Below are 19,150 nucleotides of genomic sequence, written 5' to 3' on the forward strand. Positions count from 1 at the left end.
ATGGATTCTAAAAAATTAACATTAAGCAATGGTACTCCCTATTTTGAGCACCAGGACTCACAAACAGTTGGTCCAAGAGGTCCGGTTTTGTTGCAAGATTTTATACTTCAAGAAAATCTTGCCCACTTCGTAAGAGAAAGAATACCAGAAAGAATTGTACATGCAAAAGGGAGTGGGGCTTATGGAAAATTTACAGTAACACATGATATTAGTCAATATACAAGTGCCAAGTTATTTTCACAAATTGGCAACTCATGTAAAATGTTTGCTCGCTTTTCAACCGTAGGAGGTGAAAAAGGTAGCGCTGACACCGCCAGAGACCCAAGAGGATTTGCACTCAAGTTTTATACAGAAGATGGAAACTGGGATTTAGTAGGAAATAATACTCCTGTTTTCTTTATTAAAGACGCCAAAAAATTCCCCGATTTCATTCATACTCAGAAAAGAGTGCCTAAAACTAATCTCAAAAGCGCAACGATGATGTGGGACTTTTGGAGTCTCAATCCGGAATCTCTCCATCAAGTTCTTATTTTAATGTCTGATAGAGGTACTCCCTATGGATATCGACATATGCACGGCTTTGGATCGCATACATTCTCTATGATTAATGAAAAGAATGAAAGAGTTTGGGTAAAATTTCATTTAAAAACAAAACAAGGAATTAAGAACTTCACTCACGCAGAAGCTATTAAAATGGCAGGTGAAAACCCGGACTTTGCCCAAGAAGACCTTTGCAATGCTATTGAAAACGGCGATTTTCCCAAATGGACTATGTATATCCAAGTGATGACAGAAGAGCAAGCAAAAGATTTTAGATGGAATCCGTTTGATGTCACAAAAGTATGGTTCCACGAAGACTTTCCCTTAATTGAAGTCGGAGAAATGGAATTGAATGAAATACCAGTTAATTATTTTGCCCACGTTGAACAATCTACTTTTTCTCCAAGTAATCTAATTAAAGGGATTAGTTTTTCTCCAGATAAAATGCTACAAGGTAGATTATTTTCTTATCCTGATGCTCATCGATACAGAGTAGGAGTAAATTCACATCAATTGGAGGTCAATAGATGCCCTTTTGCTGTTAATAACTATCAAAGGGACGGATTTATGGCAGACGCTAGCAATTATCAAGACAAACCTAATTATTTCCCCAATAGTTTCGATACTATAATTCCAGATCCGGCATATAAGAATTACTCATATGAACTAGACAGTGCTCACGTCGAAAATTTTAATAGAAATGAAAATGATGATGATCATTATACTCAGCCCGGATTATTATATTCAAAATCAATGAGTTCTGAAGACAGAGAAAATCTTATTAACAATATTGTGGAAAGTATGAAAAACATAGATGGGGCCAAGAAAAGCGAGATTATAAATAGACAATTATGTCACTTTTTTAGAGCGAATATAGAACTTGGCATGAAAGTAGCATCAAAGCTACACGTCAGTATTGACATCAATATGATGAACCATGCTAAATAAATTTTACTAAATATTAAAAATAGAGGAAATATTTTTTTCTTTTTTTATAAAAAAGTTATAATTTGCAGAGTATAATATTTTAATGTAGAAATGAGTTACGAGAATATCTTATTAGAAAGGGAAAATAAAATATCAATTATTACAATAAACCGTCCTGAAAGTTTAAATGCATTAAATGCAAAAACAATTAAGGAAATAAGCTCTGCCATAGATGAGCTCAATGAGGAGGAATCTTGTAGGGTAATTATTATCACAGGAAATGGGGTAAAATCCTTTGTTGCCGGGGCTGATATTAAAGAATTCAGTGACTTCGGGCAGGAAAAAGCAGAAGAACTGGCACGAAATGGACAAAATTCTCTTTTTAATAAAATAGAAAACTCAACTAAGCCTGTGATTGCTGCCGTCAATGGTTTTGCATTAGGAGGAGGATTGGAACTAGCTATGGCCTGTCATATCCGATATGCATCTGAAAATGCAAAGTTGGGACTTCCTGAGGTTACACTAGGATTAATTCCTGGTTATGGAGGAACTCAAAGACTACCAAAATTGGTGGGCAAAGGATTAGCAAACGAAATTATTTTTTCAGCCAAAATGATTTCTGCACAAAAAGCTAAGGAAATTGGACTCGTAAATGAAGTGTTTCCAATTGAAGAATTATTATTTAAAACAAAGGAATTAGCTCATACTATAGCCAATAATTCACCAATGGCTATATCAAAGGCTATATCTGCTGTGAATTTATATGATACTGAGGATGGATTTGAAACCGAAATCAAATATTTTGGTGATCTTTTCGATCTTAAAGATAAAAAAGAAGGAGTTTCAGCTTTTCTTGAAAAAAGAAAGCCCAACTTCTAAACATTTTTAATCCAAAATTATTTCGAAACTCTAATGATGTGGTATGAATAAGTTTGATATAGCTTATCTTAAAATGGCCCAAGAATGGGCAAAACTTTCCTACTGTAAAAGGAAACAAGTAGGAGCTCTTATTGTAAAAGATAGGATGATTATTTCAGATGGTTATAATGGTACTCCTTCCGGTTTTGAAAACTGCTGTGAAGATAAAAACGGGAAAACCCATTGGTATGTTTTACATGCAGAAGCCAATGCCATATTGAAATTAGCAGCATCTACCCAATCTGCAGAAGGTGCAACTTTATATTTAACCCTATCACCTTGTAAAGAATGTAGTAAACTTATTTTACAAGCGGGGATTAAAAGATTAGTATATATAAATGAATATTCTGATGAAGACGGAATATCATTTTTAAGAAACCATAATATTAAAATAGAGCAAATATCGGATTGTGAATTAAAAAAGTAACACAAATGACTTGGGATGAAAAAATTAAAGATTTTGAAATTTTTCTTCGTTTTGAAAGAAATTTTTCAGAAAACACCCTCGACGCGTACGTACGAGACATTAAAAAATTAAAAGAGTATGCCGAAGAAGATCTGGAAAATGTCGGTCCAGACACTATCGGTTATGAAAATCTGCAAGATTATATTTTTAATCTATCTAAGCAGAAATTCAGTGAAAGATCTCAGGCGAGATGGATCTCTTCTATTAAAGCTTTCTTCAAATATATGTTTGAGGATGAATTTAGAGAAGATAATCCTTCAACCTTGCTGGAAGGGCCTAAACTAGGTTTATACCTGCCAGATACGTTAAGCCTTCTGGATATCAATAAAATTATTGCTGCAATTGAAGTAAGCTCTGATCTTGGTAAGCGAAATCAATGTATCATTGAGGTTCTATATGGCTGTGGTCTACGAGTTTCAGAACTTATTGATTTGAAAATTTCAGACATTAACTTTAAGGAAGATTATATCAAAGTAAATGGAAAAGGTAATAAAATTCGTTTTGTTCCTTTGGCAGATTATACAGCAAAATTATTAAAAATCTATATTCAAGAAGTTCGTTCTAAAAATAAGATCAATAAAAAATATGAAGACACCTTGTTTTTAAATTCTCGAGGTACTTCTATGTCTAGAGTTATCGTATTTTTAATTATAAAAGAACTGACTGATAAGGCGGGTGTAAGTAAAAAAATATCTCCTCATACATTTAGACATTCTTTTGCGACCCACTTATTACAGAATGGCGCGGATTTACGCTATATTCAAGAAATGTTAGGACATTCCAGCATTACAACAACAGAGATTTATACACATCTAAAAACAGAAGAACTTCGGGATGTTATATTAACGTATCATCCAAGAAATATTAATGCGGTATAAGATATAATGAAATTATTGAATTATTGTCCAAGCTGTAGTAATAAGTCTTTACTTTGGGATGGAGAAAAAAAATGGCATTGTTCAAAATGTAACTTTACTTTGTATAATAATGTTGCCGGAGCAGTAGCTGTCGTGATTAGATTTGGTGATGAAATTTATCTTACCCGAAGAAATAGAGAGCCCAAAAAGGGAAAACTAGATTTGGCAGGAGGATTTATTGATCCTAAAGAGATTGCGGAAGAAGCCTGTAGAAGAGAACTTTTTGAGGAGCTACAAATTAATATAGATATTTCTTCTTTAAAGTACTTGACTAGTCTACCTAATGTATATCAATATAAAGAAATCGATTACAATACGATTGATTTATTTTATGAGTATAGTATTTCGGAAAAATTTGATGTGAAATTAGATTTTACTGAAATTTCTGAAGCGGTGTGGATACCTTTAGAAAAGTTAAATTTAGATGAGCTTGCATTTGATTCTCAAAAGAAATTTTTTAAAGAATATTTAAAAAATCATTTAGAATATAAAAACAGTTCATGTAATGAAGAGTTAGTCTAGAAAATATATAATTTTTATAGATAAAACTATCATCAGAATATAGTAAAGCTTAAAATAGGTTGTCTTTTGGACAACCTATTTTTTATTTTATATCGAATTAGTACGATTTCGACTTTAATAGTTCCTCAAAATATTGAGTTAATAAACTTCTTTCTGCATCGGATAAATTAGCGTCCTTATGATAAACGATATAGCCAGGTAAAGGCATCGACTTATTATTTATTGTCTGGATGGATTTAGTAAGCATGCTTTCTTTAAGGTCTTTATTATAAGTACCCCAGATAGAAAAATTAATCCGTTCCCTTCCTTCATTTACGTGATCTTTTATAGACCAAGACAAAGGTGCAATATAAGCGTATTTAGGATATATTGTCTCATTCGAATGGCAGTCATAGCATGCTGCTTTTATCAAACTTTTGATCTTTTCCGGAGATTTCTGAGAATCAACAAAATTGACAGCTTTCTTCACAGGTCTATTGGTTCTGTCAAGTGGAACAAATTGAATAATAACAAAACCTACCAAGCACCAAAAAAATATTTTTTTTGCCGTATCCATAACTATTTTACAGGAGTCAGTATAGCATCCCCAGATCTTACACTTTCATCTTTATTATTTGAATTTTGTATAGGTGATTGTAATACTTTTTCCTCTATATTGCTTTTAGGTAATACTGTACTATTATTATTTGCAGAAGTCTTTGAACTTTTAACATCTCCTAAAGCACGTGTATCTTTTAGATCCCATACTTCATTCGTATCCCACAGTGGTCTTACTAATAATAATTTATAATATGTATAAACATCTTCAGCAAATATTTCGTTTTGAAAATCACTTTCATCCCAGTATTGATTTTCATTATTGTCTACCAGGATTCTCGTGATATATTCACCAGGTTTTAATATATCAAAAGTGACCTTATCTCCCTTAGCATACTTTTGATAAATAATTTTTCCCGCATTATCTAACAATTGAATCCAATAGCTCGTTGTAGGTGCATTTTGCAAACTAAATACTACCCTCCCATAATTTTCAACCTTATCTTGTTCAAAATCGAAGCGTTTCGATACTGAAACTTTACTATAAAAAGATGACACCGTTTCTTTAGGAACAGTAAGCTGATATTTTTTCCCTGTTTGAAAATCTGATTTTACGGTAATTTGATAAGGATTTTTTTCAGAAATTTTTGCGGTAAAGGGGATTGTATTCAAACTATCACCTTCTGTTTTAAGTGTCCACTTTTCCGTATTAATTTTATCAATATAATAATTTGAACGAATTTTAAAATCACTATTTGGTGGTAACATTCCGCCTCCATTATCGCTATTGATCTCCATGGAATTTTTAGTATTATACTTATAAAAAACAGAAACGGTATCTTTTTTAGTACCAGTATCGTAGCTGAATTTTAAATTTTCAGTACCTGTTTGTCCAACCTTATTTTTAACAGCATCAAACCAAATATTGATAGAATCCGATTTTACATTATGTGTTACTTTAATATCCTGAAGATTATCATTGATAGAAAGAACTTTAACACTCTCGGGATTTCCTTCAAACATCATTAAGACCCCTCCCGGAAATTCTTTCATTTCTTTATACTTAACTGGTTTTTTTGATGGATATACCTTTAGATTCAATCCAGATATAGATTTCTCAATATTTATTTCTTCTTTCTGAAAACCAATCTTTTCTTTTCCCGCATCATATACCGAATTACCATTTTCATCTTCGAAAGCTACAATTTTATATTTACCCGGAGAAAGATAGTTAAGTTCATAATAACCATCCATATCTACTTTCGTAATATAATAAGGCTTCTGTTTATAATTAATAGTATCCTTCACTTGATAAAGACCTACAACAAGTTTATTTTCAGTACTTGATGCATCTTTTTTTATAGCTAATGCATCTTTTACTTCTCCACTTATATATAAGTCATCGAGCTTATCACCTGTAGAAAAAGCAAAATTATAATAAGACAATGCATTTCCTTCATTATTATCAATAATTGAATTACCAAAATTAAAATTATAGGTTGTATTTGCTTGTAATGTATCTGCCCATTGAATTAAAACATATTTGTTTGCAATATTAGATGGAAGTATACGCTTGATGCTTTTTATGGGAGGAGATATAATAAGGTTTTTATTGATATCCTTTAGCGTCACATACTCATCAAAATCAAGTCGAAGCTCCTTAATATCCCTAGGGACATTCACTCTTGTTGTATCAATATTAGATCTTAAAAACTTAGGAGCCAATGTATCTTTAGGACCTCCTACAGGCGACCCTACTCTAGCACAGGAGTGTACCAGAAATGTAATTACTAATAATAGAAGAAATCTTTTCATGAATATGTTTAGACAAAAGTAAACATTATTCTCCAAAAACTTCATTATGGCTGCTTAAAGAATCTTTATTATCATTCATTATACTGGTAAGCTTGTCTTTTTGAACGGGAAAATCTTCAAATAAACCTGATAGAGCAAGGGCTGTGTATACCCTATTGGAATATTTATTACCTATAGCCACAATGGTTACTTTTGATTTTAATAGATGGGCAAAGACAGAGTTCGTACCATGCCACCATCCATTATGATATGTTAATTTCTCACCATTATCAAAAATTTTCATTCTAAAGCCCAGCCCATAATTATTCATGCCTGCTTTTTCATTACTGTAAGGAGTAAAAATCATTTGCATAAGCTCGGGTTTGAGAAAATTCTTTGAAAACATAGCTTTTGAAAAATTATAAAGGTCTCTAGGCGTAGTATATACATTTTTATCTCCATATATTAGATCAAGCCTATCCAGAGGATACAATTTATTACCTCCATAATAAAAAGATTGCGCTGATGTAGGAATATCTTTTTCTTGAAAAATATAGCTATTATTCATTTTTAATGGAGTAAAAACCATTTCTTTCATAGCTTGTGGGAAAGGCATTTTAGTAACTTTTTCAATAAGTAATGCTAATAATGCAAAATTTGTATTACAATACATAAATCCGGTATTGGTCTCTCGTGCCATTTCAGGTTTATATCGAATAATCATATTAAGAATATCCTGATTGGTAATAAATGGCTTCAAGAGCTCTTGAGGAGCCGGTTGGATTTTTGTAATAAAATATTCATATTTCGGAAGTCCACTTCTTTGATCCAAAAGTGTCTGAACGGTAACATTAGGATAAGGGAATCCCAGAAAAAATTGGCTAAGAGGATCCGAAAGTTTTATTTTACCCGCTTCAACTAGCTTCATCATTGCCATTGCAGTCATTGTTTTTGACACAGAAGCAACATGTAAAGGTGTGTTTTTATTAATAGGCATTTGGTTACCCTCTCTACCAAAACCTCTGTAGTTTTCATAAAGAATCTCATCTCCTTTTGCTACAAGGATACCACCACTTAAATCACTTCCTTCCCAAACTTTATGATAATATTGATTAATATACGTAATAAGTGATGCCTTATCTTCAATATACCCATCAGTTTTTGTAAAGACCTTATCCAAATCTACATTTCCATAATTGGGCAGATTCGTACTATTTTCTAATGAGGCATTTCCGTTTTCAGATTTTTTTTTACAGGAAAAAAGAAATAACAATATCGTGATAGCAAAGACTAAATGACGCTTCTTCATGAGATTCAAAAATGAGCGGCAATTTAATAAAATGCTAAATAAATATTAAATATAGAATATAAATTATGAATTATTTAACACAAAAATGAGCATATCCAAGAGCCTCCTTGCTAATGCTTCTATATTTTAGCAATATAAGGCTACAATTTTATCAACTATAATTTGCGCTAGCTTCTCTTTGCTTTGTATAGTCCAGCCTGCAATATGAGGAGTTACAATCACTTTTTCTGAGGTTAAAAGATACTTTAAATCTTCATTTTCAGTTTCAATATTTTCAAAAGAAGACTTTTCATATTCTAATACATCTAGACCTGCCCCTTTTATTTTTCCGGACTTTAAAGCAATAACTAAATCTTTCGTTTTTACGTTTTTACCCCGTGCTGTATTGATAAAGTAAATTCCATTTTTCATATCCTTAAAGAACTGATCATCGATCAGATAATGGGTCTCTGAAGTCAAAGGAATATGTAAACTTAAAATATCTGCTGTTCTTTTTAATTCTTCTACAGAAACTTGCATTCCATATTCATCAGAAAGATTCGGAAGAATATCATAAAAAATAACTCGACAGCCAAACCCGGATAGCCTTTTCGCTGTTGCTTTCCCCATATTACCATATCCTATAAGACCTACTGTCTTTCCAAGCAATTCATCACCTCGGTTTTCTTCCCGCTTCCAAATTCCTTGCTTCACTTCTTGAGATGCAATAAAAAGTCTATTCATAAGAATCAATAACATTCCGACAACATGTTCTGCAACAGAATCTCGGTTACCTTCAGGCGAGTTAATCAATTGAATTCCTAGTTTTTTCGCCACTTCAACATCAATATTTTCCATTCCAGCACCCACTCTAGCAATAAATTTTAAATGGGTTGCTTTCTCTAAAAAAGATCGATCCAAAGGAATTCTACTCCTGATAATAACACCTTCATAATTACCAATCTTATCACAAACCTCATCGTAAGAAGATGTAAAATCTTCTTCAAGAATAAAATTTCGATCTAAAAGCTGTTTCGTAATAAGAGGATGATTTTTATCTAAAAGTAGGACTTTCATAATAGAGTAATATTATCGTTAAACGTAAATCTAAAGATTTATGATAAATGCATCTAAGCTTACCAAAAAGCAATAAGATAAAAGCACTTATATAATTATTATATATTATTCGCCCTCTTGAAATAGTTTTTTAAGCTCTACGGATTCCATGGGTTTCATTCTTCCGGACAGAATTAAAGAAAGTTCTTTTCTTCTAAATGCAGCTGCAAATCTTAGTTTTTCTACTTCTGTTTCAGGAATCATTTCAGGAATTGGAATGGGTCTATTGAATTCATCTACTGCCACAAAAGTATAAATCCCTTCATTGGTATGAACTTTCTTTTGATTAATAGGATCATCCAACCAAACATCTACATACACTTCCATAGAAGTGGAAAAAGCTCTTGAAACTTTTGATTCCAAAACTACGACTCCACCTTCTGGAATAGGGTGATTAAAAGACACATGATTTACCGAAGCCGTTACAACCCTTCTTTCACAATGTCTCGCTGCAGAAATAGAAGCACAGCGATCCATTTTTGCTAAAAGTTCTCCTCCGAAAAGATTTCTTAAAGAATTCGTTTCATTAGGTAACACAATATTTGTCATAATCGTCAGAGATTCTGAAGCTTTTTTTATTTTTGCCATGTAATATCCTAGTGTTTATTTTTAGTGGATAAGATTTTAGTCTCTTTTTTATGATTCTCCGATAAAGAATCTTTTTTCAGAGAATCAGATTTTACTTGAATAGAACGCATTGGAACTTTAGAAGAATCTTTAATTCTATGGGTTTTAGTCTGTACAGAAATATCTCGGAACGATTTTTTTCCAAAAAGTAATTCTTGTTGGGTATATGCTAAATACAATAATCCTAGAATAGGAATTATAAGTAAAAAAATCCAAAGAATCGCCCCCTTAAACCGATAATCTTTTTCAGTATTTTTGGGTTCTATCGGTGGCATATCTGATTTTTCTATTTCAGAAAGCTTTATTTCTTCTAATCCATAAAAGTCAGGTTGGTCAGTTTCCAGTCTATTACCTTTAAAATGGATGGTCTTTTCATCCAAAGAAAGCACTCCCAAACTTTGAATTTCCAAATGCTGCTCCGCTTTAAGTCTTTTCTTCCAAAAATCGATCTGAATTTTTAGATCGCTCTTAGAAGCCTCCAAAGACATATGTCTATGATCCGCAATGAAAGCTGCCAATTCATCAGAATCAACCTCGTAATCAAGCATAAAAGCAATTCGTCCCGCAGGGGGAAGAATACTTCCATTTTCGGAATTAATAATCGCTTTAGAGTATTCAACAGAAAATACACCAAAACCCGGAACAATAATAGATCCAAATTGTTTCAAATACTCTAAAATGCAAGCAGAAATATTCATTTGAATGCAAATTTAAGATTTTTTCATGACTTTTTATAAAGATTTCTTCACAACACAAGACTGCAAAAACAGTCTTGTTGATTAAAGTATACTAAAATTTGTTATCTAATTTATTGTCAAAATCATTGGATTTTCCAACTAATTCCGAACATAAAATTGGTTCCGGCCTGTGTAAAAAAATAGGGCTCACCTTCCCCAACAGATCCATTGTTTACATACTTTTTATTAAAAATATTATTAACAAGTATCTTCAATGAAATATCATTATTTGAAATTTTAAATTGATATTGAGCATTAAAATCTGTAAGGAAATAATCTTTCAGTTGGAGATTTTGGTCCTCAGTATTGTTTAGATATTGCTTTCCTACATACTGATTCATTAATGAAAGCTGGACATTTTTCATGGGAAGAAACTTTAATCCTAAATTCGCTATAATATTCGGCGAAAAAGAAGTCTGAGTATTTCCAAGTTCTTGAATAGAACCTTCTTTCTCTATCTTAAAATTTAAGTTTCTATTTTGGCTGAAAGTAACATTTCCATTAACTTCCCATTGTTTAGAAAGCTTTGTTAAAGCTCCAATTTCAATCCCCCTTCTATAACTTTCTCCAGAATTAGTTCTTATAAATGCTCCCACATTATTTAGCTCTCCATTCAAAACCAACTGATTGACATAGTACATGTAATACACATTTGCAGTCATAGATAAACTCCCTAATTGCTTCTCCATTCCCACTTCAAAATCATGAAGCTTTTCGGCTTTTATATTATTATCAGCTAGTAAATCTTCCCGATTTGGCTCTCGTTGAGCATGCGCATAAGAAAAAAACACTTTCCCGCCTGCAATCTTATAATTGATGCCAGCCTTAGGATTAAAGAATAACCATTTTTTATCCAAATCAGCACCTTCTCCATCTCCTTTCATTATAATTTTAGTGTTGTATGTAATATTTCTAAGCTGAAGATCACCAAAAAATTCAATATCATTGATTCGATATAATGCTTTAGCAAAACCCGATATTTCATTTTTTACGGACCTATTTTTATAGTATTCATACTCGTCTATTTGTGGAAAGAAAACCCCAGTAACGTTTCCAAAATGCCTTCCATAATACTGGTTACCAACAATTCCAAAATTAAAATCTACATTTTCATATTTACCATAAAGCGTCGAAACAGCTCCATAAAAATCATTATTTAGCCATTTTTTTCTTATAAAATCTGAACGTTGTAAAAGCTCTCCACCCTGCACTATATCTGGAAGATTATATCTGGAAAATTTATTATCCTGCTTATAATTCTCATAATACCCCTGACCTTTTGTGTAGTGTAATGTGGTTTCTAAATTCCAGTGATCATTAAACTTTTGTTCCCAAAATAACTGATAATGATTTTGTCTGTAATTATCTGTTTCATTATCATAAAAGTTTGTAATATTACCATCTTTATCATAGATTGCTCCTGAAGAATTAAATTTAGGATTTGTTTCCCACGTTTCCCTATTAATTCCATTCCAGGCTTGGTAGGTTTTTTCTTTTCCTCCAAAGGCCATAAGACGCAACCGTGTATTACCTTCTTCAAATAATGCTGTAAAATTATAGGAATGAAGTTGAGATGATGCTCTATCAATATATCCATTGGAAGAAATATGTGTATATCTACCCATTAAGGATAAGCGGTTTTTCCACAGTTTGCCGGAACCAATTTCTCCTGAATATTTATAGCTATCAAAAGAGCTGTAACTATCATCTGTTTTAACATAAAACTTCTCTTCCGGATCTTTGGAAATTACATTAATACTTGCACCAAATGCAGACACCCCATTATTTGATGATCCCACTCCTCTTTGGATAACAATCTGTGAGGCTGAACTTGTCAAATCAGGAACGTTTACAAAAAATGTACCCTGACTTTCAGAATCATTATAAGGTACTCCATTCATCATTACATTAATAGATGTTCCCGAAACTCCCCGAATTCTCAATCCCGTGTATCCAATCCCATTTCCTGCATCAGAAGTGGAAATAATTGAAGTTTGATTTTTCAAAAGAATGGGAAGATCCTGTCCGAGATTTTTACTATCCAAATCTTTTTGGACGTTAATAATTTCCTTAGCAACAGGTAACCTTCTTGTGAAGTTAACGGTTTCAATGTCCTTAATCTTTAAGGAATCTTTGTTTTGAGTTTGTGCCCAACTCAAAGAACTTACGGTAAGTCCTAAAAAAAATAATCCTTTCATTCTATAAATTTTAAAATTTAATGAATAAAAGGGGATCGATAAGATATTATACAGTCATGACAATTAAGTCAGTTCCCTAAACAGCATTACCCGTTCTAGGTTCATTGGGTATAATCTCAGCCTTTTACAGCACCCCTTTATTTCAGCCGCGAAATTACAAAAAAAGATGCAGTCAACCAATTTAATATGCCTGATTATGAGAATCAATATAAAAATAACTTTTACCATCCTTTGAAACTTCAAACATTTTACCTAATTTCCAACTAAAATTTCTTTTAATATCCTGGTATTCAAATGGAATAATTACATTATCATGAATATCAATTACTCCAAAAAGATCATTCTGAGAAGCAACAATCATCGGATTCGAGACATCATCTCCCTCCATAATATGAAGATATTGATATTGAGGATATATTTGAAATTGTTTATAATCATACTCATTAACAAATGTCGATTTATTAATAATGCCATAAAATCCATTCATTATATAGGCTTGATATTGCTGCTGCTTAAACTCATTTTTACACATTCCAATATCTGCGGTTTTATATTGATAAACCCTCTTCCCTGATTTATTTATTCTATACGAAACAAGATCTTTTTCAACAGTTGCATAGTCTTTCGTTCCAAATTTCCTAACAGAAAGATTGGGCGAATTTAAAAGATTACAATCTTCTGCAAAAAATACCGCAATATGATATTCTGGTTGAACAATAAACTTACCTTTTTGATTAATATACCCAAAATTATCTCCTTTTTTTTTAGGTATCAATACAGGAACCTCTTCATTCAGGACGACCAACTCCTGGTTTAATTTAGAAGTTGCTCCCATCTTTTTAGCAGAAATTTTCTGGGCATTTTTCACTGCACTTTTTTTCCCAGATTTCATCTGAGAAAACATGGCTCCTGAAATAATTACACATAAAACAATAATACTCTTTTTCATTTCCATCATTTGTTTGCAAAAATATGACCAAAAATAGAAAATATAAAAAACATATTTATAAAGAATCTAAATAATTTCAACCTTAGAAAATATTAAAAATTTGTAATTTTGGGAACATTTTTAAGTGTTTGATAATTTTAAAACGTTTTTGAAACCTAAATTCATTTAAAAACACTGACTAAAGAGCGTTTTGTAATAAGACAGATTACCCACATTCATCTTTGGAAAGGAATATTATATTAACACGGCTAAAAATGTATGGATTATATTGCATTCATTCCAGTTTATGTATATTATCATGACGCTCTAGCTTATATTGAATTTCTTACACACTGGTAAAGAAAATACTTTAGTAGCAATGCTTTTATAATCTACCTTAATATTTAAAAGACTTCTATATGAATATTTATCAGGATTACATTCAAGAAATTGAAGAACGTAAAAACCAAGGGCTTCATCCAAAGCCCATTGACAGTGCAGAATTATTAAATGAAATTATTGCACAAATTAAAGATACAGCTAATGAATACAGAGCTGAGTCTCTTACATTTTTTATTTATAATACCCTACCAGGAACGACAAGTGCCGCCCGTGTAAAAGCTCAATTTCTAAAAGAAATTATTCTTGGTGATTCTGTCGTAGCCGAAATATCTCCTGCTTTTGCATTTGAATTACTATCTCACATGAAAGGAGGTAAATCAATCGAAGTATTACTAGATTTAGCTTTAGGTAATGATATTGTTATTGCCAAAGAAGCTGCAAAAGTTATTAAAACACAAGTTTTCCTTTATGAAGCGGATACAAACCGTTTGAAGGATGCATTTAATAGTGATAATGAAATCGCGAAAGAAATTATTGAAAGCTACGCAAAAGCTGAGTTTTTCACTAAACTTCCAGAAGTAGCGGAAGAAATTAAAGTCGTTACTTTTATCGCAGGTGAAGGAGATATTTCTACAGATTTACTTTCTCCGGGTAATCAGGCTCACTCACGTTCAGATCGTGAATTGCATGGTAAATGTATGATTACTCCTCAAGCACAGGAAGAAATCAGAGCTTTGCAGGCTCAATATCCTGATGCAAGTGTAATGCTTATCGCTGAAAAAGGAACGATGGGTGTTGGTTCTTCAAGGATGTCAGGAGTAAACAATGTTGCTCTTTGGACAGGTAAACAAGCTAGCCCTTATGTACCGTTTGTAAATATTGCTCCAATTGTAGGTGGGACAAATGGTATTTCTCCGATCTTCCTTACTACAGTCGACGTTACCGGAGGTATTGGTATCGACCTTAAAAACTGGGTAAAAAAAGTTGACGAAAACGGAAATCCTCTTCGTAATGAAAATGGAGATGTCATTCTTGAAGAAGCATATTCAGTTGCTACAGGAACAGTTTTAACTATTAATACAAAAGAAAAGAAATTATATAACGGAGATAAAGAACTAATCGATCTTTCTAAATCTTTCACTCCGCAAAAAATGGAATTCATCAAAGCGGGGGGATCGTATGCAATCGTCTTTGGTAAAAAACTACAGACTTTTGCAGCTCAACTTTTAGGGATTGAAGCTCCTGTTGTTTTTGCTCCGTCAAAAGAAATTTCTCACGAAGGACAGGGTCTTACAGCAGTAGAAAAAATCTTCAATAGAAATGCAGTTGGAACAACACCAGGAAAAGTATTACATGCAGGTTCTGATGTTCGTGTACAAGTTAATATTGTTGGTTCTCAGGACACCACTGGTTTAATGACTTCTCAGGAATTAGAATCCATGGCGGCCACAGTTATTTCTCCTGTTGTAGATGGTGCTTATCAATCGGGATGCCATACGGCTTCGGTTTGGGATAAGAAAGCTCAGGCTAATATTCCTAAACTTATGAAATTCATGAACGATTTCGGTTTAATCACAGCTCGCGACCCGAAAGGTGAATATCACTCAATGACTGATGTTATCCACAAAGTTCTTAATGACATTACTGTGGACGAATGGGCAATTATCATCGGAGGAGATTCCCATACGAGAATGTCTAAAGGAGTTGCTTTTGGAGCTGACTCAGGAACCGTAGCTCTTGCATTAGCAACAGGTGAAGCATCTATGCCAATTCCTGAATCTGTAAAAGTAACTTTCAAAGGTACCATGAAAGAATACATGGATTTCCGTGATGTTGTCCATGCAACTCAAGCTCAAATGCTTAAACAGTTTGGGGGAGAAAATGTATTCCAAGGTAGGATTATTGAGGTTCATATTGGAACACTTCCTGCTGACCAAGCTTTTACATTTACAGACTGGACAGCAGAAATGAAGGCAAAAGCTTCTATCTGTATTTCTCAAGACAATACTTTGATCGAATCATTGGAAATTGCAAAAGGCAGAATCCAGATTATGATCGATAAAGGGATGGATAATAAAAATCAGGTTCTTCAGGGATTGATCAACAAAGCAGATAAAAGAATTGCCGAAATTACATCTGGTGAAAAACCATCTTTAACTCCCGACGCAAATGCTAAATATTATGCTGAAGTAGTTGTTGATCTTGATGTAATTGCTGAACCGATGATTGCCGACCCCGATGTAAACAACGAAGATGTTTCTAAAAGATATACTCACGATACCATTAGAGGACTTTCTTACTACGGAGGTGAGAAAAAAGTAGACCTTGGTTTCGTAGGGTCTTGTATGGTTCACAAAGGTGACTTAAAAATTGTTTCTCAAATGCTTAGGAACCTTGAAAAACAAAACGGTAAAGTTGAATTTAATGCTCCTCTTGTAGTTGCAGCCCCTACATATAATATCATTGACGAGTTAAAAGCAGAAGGAGACTGGGAATTATTAGAAAAATATTCTGGCTTTGAATTTGATGATAGTTCTCCTAAGGGGGAAGCCCGTGTGGAGTACAAAAATGTAATGTATCTCGAACGTCCAGGTTGCAACCTTTGTATGGGGAACCAGGAAAAAGCAGCTAAAGGAGACACCGTAATGGCCACTTCTACGCGTCTTTTCCAAGGTAGAGTTGTTGAAGATTCTGAACGTAAAAAAGGAGAATCTTTACTTGCTTCAACACCTGTCGTTGTTCTATCCGCCATCATTGGGAGAATTCCTAATATAGAGGAATATAAAGCCGCTGTTGAAGGCATTGACCTGACTAAATTTACCCCTCCGATTAAGGAGCTCGTTTTAGTCAAATAATTAATCATTGATTTTCCAGCTTCCAATACATGTAAAATACAAACATTAATTTAAAAGATATGACATTTGATATTAATATGATTAAAAAAGTGTATGAACGTTATCCTGAAAGAATTGCAGCGGCCAGACAAGTCGTAGGAAAACCCCTCACTTTATCAGAAAAAATATTATACACCCACCTTTGGGAGGGTAATGTTACTCAAGTCTACGAGAGAGGAAATTCTTATGTAGATTTCGCTCCGGACAGAGTAGCAATGCAGGATGCAACTGCACAGATGGCTCTTTTACAGTTTATGCAAGCTGGAAAAAGTAAAGTAGCAGTTCCTTCTACAGCTCATGCAGATCACTTAATCCAAGCAAAAGTGGGTGCTGATAAGGATCTACAGGAAGGAATTAACAAAAACTCTGAGGTGTTCAACTTCCTGAGTTCTGTTTGTGATAAATATGGAATTGGCTTCTGGAAACCCGGAGCAGGAATTATTCACCAGGTTGTATTAGAAAATTATGCTTTCCCGGGAGGTATGATGATTGGTACTGACTCTCATACAGTAAATGCAGGTGGTTTAGGAATGGTGGCTATTGGTGTGGGAGGTGCTGATGCAGTTGATGTAATGGCAGGAATGGCATGGGAACTTAAAATGCCTAAACTTATCGGTGTAAAGTTAACCGGTAAAATGTCTGGATGGACCTCAGCAAAAGATGTTATATTAAAAGTAGCAGGAATTCTTACCGTAAAAGGAGGAACAGGATGTATTGTAGAATATTTTGGAGAAGGAGCAGAATCTCTTTCAGCAACAGGTAAAGGAACAATTTGCAACATGGGCGCTGAAATTGGAGCGACCACTTCTACATTTGGATATGATGATTCAATGAGAAGGTATTTAACTGCTACGGGAAGACAAGATGTAGTAGATGCAGCTGATAAAATTTCTGAGCACTTAACAGGCGATGCAGAAGTATATGCAAATCCTGAACAATATTTTGATCAAGTTATTGAAATTAATCTTTCTGAATTAGCTCCTCATTTAAATGGACCTTTCACTCCGGATTTAGCAACTCCAGTTTCTGAATTCAGAGCTAAAGCAGAGGCAAATGGATGGCCTCTTGAAGTAGAATGGGCTTTGATTGGTTCTTGTACGAATTCTTCTTACGAAGATTTATCAAGAGCAGCCTCTATCGTTGAAGATGCTGTTGCTAAAGGAGTAAAACCAAAAGCAATCTTAGGGATCAACCCAGGTTCAGAGCAAGTGAAATTCACAGCAGAAAGAGATGGATTCTTAGATTCTTTTAGAAAATTTGAAAACGCTAGAATCTTTACAAACGCTTGTGGACCTTGTATTGGGCAATGGGATAGAGAAGGCGCTGAAAAAGGGGAGAAAAACTCAATTATTCACTCTTTCAACCGAAACTTTGCAAAAAGAGCAGATGGTAACCCAAATACTCATGCGTTTGTAGCCTCTCCTGAAATGGTAGCTGCGGTGGCTATCTCAGGAAGATTAGACTTCAATCCTATTACAGATACTTTAACAAACGAAGCTGGAGAACAAATAAAATTAGATGAACCGAAAGGGTTTGAATTACCGGCTAAAGGGTTTGCTGTAGGAGATAACGGATATCAAGCACCTTCTGAGGATGGATCTAGTGTTATCGTAAATGTGAACCCAACCTCAGACAGACTTCAGTTATTAGAAGAATTTCCGGCCTGGGATGGTAAAAACATTACCGGAGCTAGACTTTTGATCAAAGCTTTCGGAAAATGTACAACGGACCATATTTCTATGGCAGGGCCATGGTTGAAATATAGAGGTCATCTTGATAATATTTCAAACAACATGTTAATTGGAGCTGTAAATGCCTTTAATATGGAAACCAATAATGTGAAAAATGTTTTAACCGGAGAACACGGAGAGGTTCCAGCTGTACAAAGAGCATATAAAGCCGCAGGTGTACCTTCTATAGTTGTAGGAGACCAAAATTACGGGGAAGGCTCTTCAAGAGAACATGCTGCAATGGAACCAAGACATCTTGGTGTAAAAGCTGTTCTTGTAAAATCATTCGCAAGAATCCACGAAACAAACCTTAAAAAACAAGGTATGTTAGGCTTAACTTTTGCAAACGAGACTGATTATGATAAAATTCAGGAAGATGACGTGATCAATTTCTTAGATCTTGACCAATTTGCCCCTGGAAAACAATTAACTTTAGAATTTATCCACTCCGATGGAACTAAAGACATTATTATGGCAAACCATACTTATAACAGCCAGCAAATCGATTGGTTCAAAGCCGGTTCTGCATTGAATTTGATCAAACACCAAGAGAAAAATTAATTGTTAGATTTAATTAATCATAGAGAAAACAGCTTCAATTGAAGCTGTTTTTTATTTTTAGTCTACCGATTCAATAAGCCTTCTATTACTTTACTTATAAAAAAGAAA

At 33.6% G+C, this 19,150-nt stretch carries 15 protein-coding genes; 7 read left to right on the top strand and 8 right to left on the bottom strand.

Features of this window, described 5'->3' with window-relative positions:
* The 5 genes from CHRY9293_RS07750 to CHRY9293_RS07770 all read left to right on the top strand — a co-directional run bounded on the left by CHRY9293_RS07750 (nucleotide 1) and on the right by CHRY9293_RS07770 (nucleotide 4,290).
* The gene (locus tag CHRY9293_RS07750) at nucleotides 1–1,488 is read left to right on the top strand and encodes a catalase (RefSeq protein WP_162032479.1); all 1,488 of its coding nucleotides are present in this window, start codon (nucleotides 1–3) and stop codon (nucleotides 1,486–1,488) included.
* 90 nt (nucleotides 1,489–1,578) lie between these two features.
* The gene (locus tag CHRY9293_RS07755) at nucleotides 1,579–2,346 is read left to right on the top strand and encodes an enoyl-CoA hydratase/isomerase family protein (RefSeq protein WP_162032480.1); all 768 of its coding nucleotides are present in this window, start codon (nucleotides 1,579–1,581) and stop codon (nucleotides 2,344–2,346) included.
* A gap of 43 nt (nucleotides 2,347–2,389) precedes the next feature.
* A complete protein-coding gene (locus CHRY9293_RS07760) occupies nucleotides 2,390–2,812 on the top strand; it encodes a deoxycytidylate deaminase (RefSeq protein WP_122545382.1) in 423 nt (140 codons plus the stop codon).
* Nucleotides 2,813–2,817: 5 nt separating this feature from the next.
* Nucleotides 2,818–3,729, top strand: a complete 912-nt coding sequence (gene xerD, locus CHRY9293_RS07765; protein WP_122545383.1) for a site-specific tyrosine recombinase XerD — start codon at nucleotides 2,818–2,820, stop codon at nucleotides 3,727–3,729.
* A gap of 6 nt (nucleotides 3,730–3,735) precedes the next feature.
* Nucleotides 3,736–4,290, top strand: coding sequence for an NUDIX hydrolase (locus CHRY9293_RS07770; RefSeq protein WP_162032481.1), 555 nt, complete (start codon nucleotides 3,736–3,738; stop codon nucleotides 4,288–4,290).
* 97 nt (nucleotides 4,291–4,387) lie between these two features.
* Here CHRY9293_RS07770 and CHRY9293_RS07775 read toward each other — a convergent pair whose 3' ends face one another.
* The 8 genes from CHRY9293_RS07775 to CHRY9293_RS07810 form a co-directional block, all read right to left on the bottom strand.
* Nucleotides 4,388–4,846 carry a heme-binding domain-containing protein gene (locus tag CHRY9293_RS07775; protein ID WP_162032482.1) on the bottom strand — a complete coding sequence of 153 codons (459 nt, stop codon included), beginning with the start codon at nucleotides 4,844–4,846 and terminating at the stop codon, nucleotides 4,388–4,390.
* A gap of 2 nt (nucleotides 4,847–4,848) precedes the next feature.
* Complete coding sequence (locus CHRY9293_RS07780) at nucleotides 4,849–6,642, bottom strand: Ig-like domain-containing protein (protein WP_162032483.1); 1,794 nt, start codon at nucleotides 6,640–6,642, stop codon at nucleotides 4,849–4,851.
* Nucleotides 6,643–6,667: 25 nt separating this feature from the next.
* Nucleotides 6,668–7,930 (bottom strand): serine hydrolase domain-containing protein, encoded by a 1,263-nt coding sequence (locus CHRY9293_RS07785; protein WP_162032484.1) that lies wholly within the window; start codon nucleotides 7,928–7,930, stop codon nucleotides 6,668–6,670.
* Nucleotides 7,931–8,056: 126 nt separating this feature from the next.
* Nucleotides 8,057–8,986 (bottom strand): 2-hydroxyacid dehydrogenase, encoded by a 930-nt coding sequence (locus CHRY9293_RS07790; RefSeq protein WP_162032485.1) that lies wholly within the window; start codon nucleotides 8,984–8,986, stop codon nucleotides 8,057–8,059.
* Nucleotides 8,987–9,091: 105 nt separating this feature from the next.
* A complete protein-coding gene (locus CHRY9293_RS07795; protein ID WP_162032486.1) occupies nucleotides 9,092–9,613 on the bottom strand; it encodes an acyl-CoA thioesterase in 522 nt (173 codons plus the stop codon).
* Between the two features lie 8 nt (nucleotides 9,614–9,621).
* Nucleotides 9,622–10,350, bottom strand: coding sequence for an HU domain-containing protein (locus tag CHRY9293_RS07800; protein WP_162032487.1), 729 nt, complete (start codon nucleotides 10,348–10,350; stop codon nucleotides 9,622–9,624).
* 122 nt (nucleotides 10,351–10,472) lie between these two features.
* A complete protein-coding gene (locus tag CHRY9293_RS07805; RefSeq protein WP_162032488.1) occupies nucleotides 10,473–12,587 on the bottom strand; it encodes a TonB-dependent receptor in 2,115 nt (704 codons plus the stop codon).
* Between the two features lie 181 nt (nucleotides 12,588–12,768).
* The gene (locus tag CHRY9293_RS07810) at nucleotides 12,769–13,536 is read right to left on the bottom strand and encodes a WG repeat-containing protein (RefSeq protein WP_228455492.1); all 768 of its coding nucleotides are present in this window, start codon (nucleotides 13,534–13,536) and stop codon (nucleotides 12,769–12,771) included.
* 398 nt (nucleotides 13,537–13,934) lie between these two features.
* Here CHRY9293_RS07810 and CHRY9293_RS07815 point away from each other — a divergent pair, with 398 nt between their 5' ends.
* Both CHRY9293_RS07815 and CHRY9293_RS07820 read left to right on the top strand, forming a co-directional pair.
* On the top strand, nucleotides 13,935–16,712 hold the full coding sequence (locus tag CHRY9293_RS07815; protein WP_162032490.1) for a bifunctional aconitate hydratase 2/2-methylisocitrate dehydratase: 2,778 nt from the start codon (nucleotides 13,935–13,937) through the stop codon (nucleotides 16,710–16,712).
* Between the two features lie 59 nt (nucleotides 16,713–16,771).
* Nucleotides 16,772–19,042 (top strand): aconitate hydratase, encoded by a 2,271-nt coding sequence (locus CHRY9293_RS07820; protein ID WP_162032491.1) that lies wholly within the window; start codon nucleotides 16,772–16,774, stop codon nucleotides 19,040–19,042.
* Nucleotides 19,043–19,150: the final 108 nt, after the last annotated feature.

This window comes from Chryseobacterium potabilaquae, assembly GCF_902728265.1.
GTDB lineage: Bacteria > Bacteroidota > Bacteroidia > Flavobacteriales > Weeksellaceae > Chryseobacterium > Chryseobacterium potabilaquae.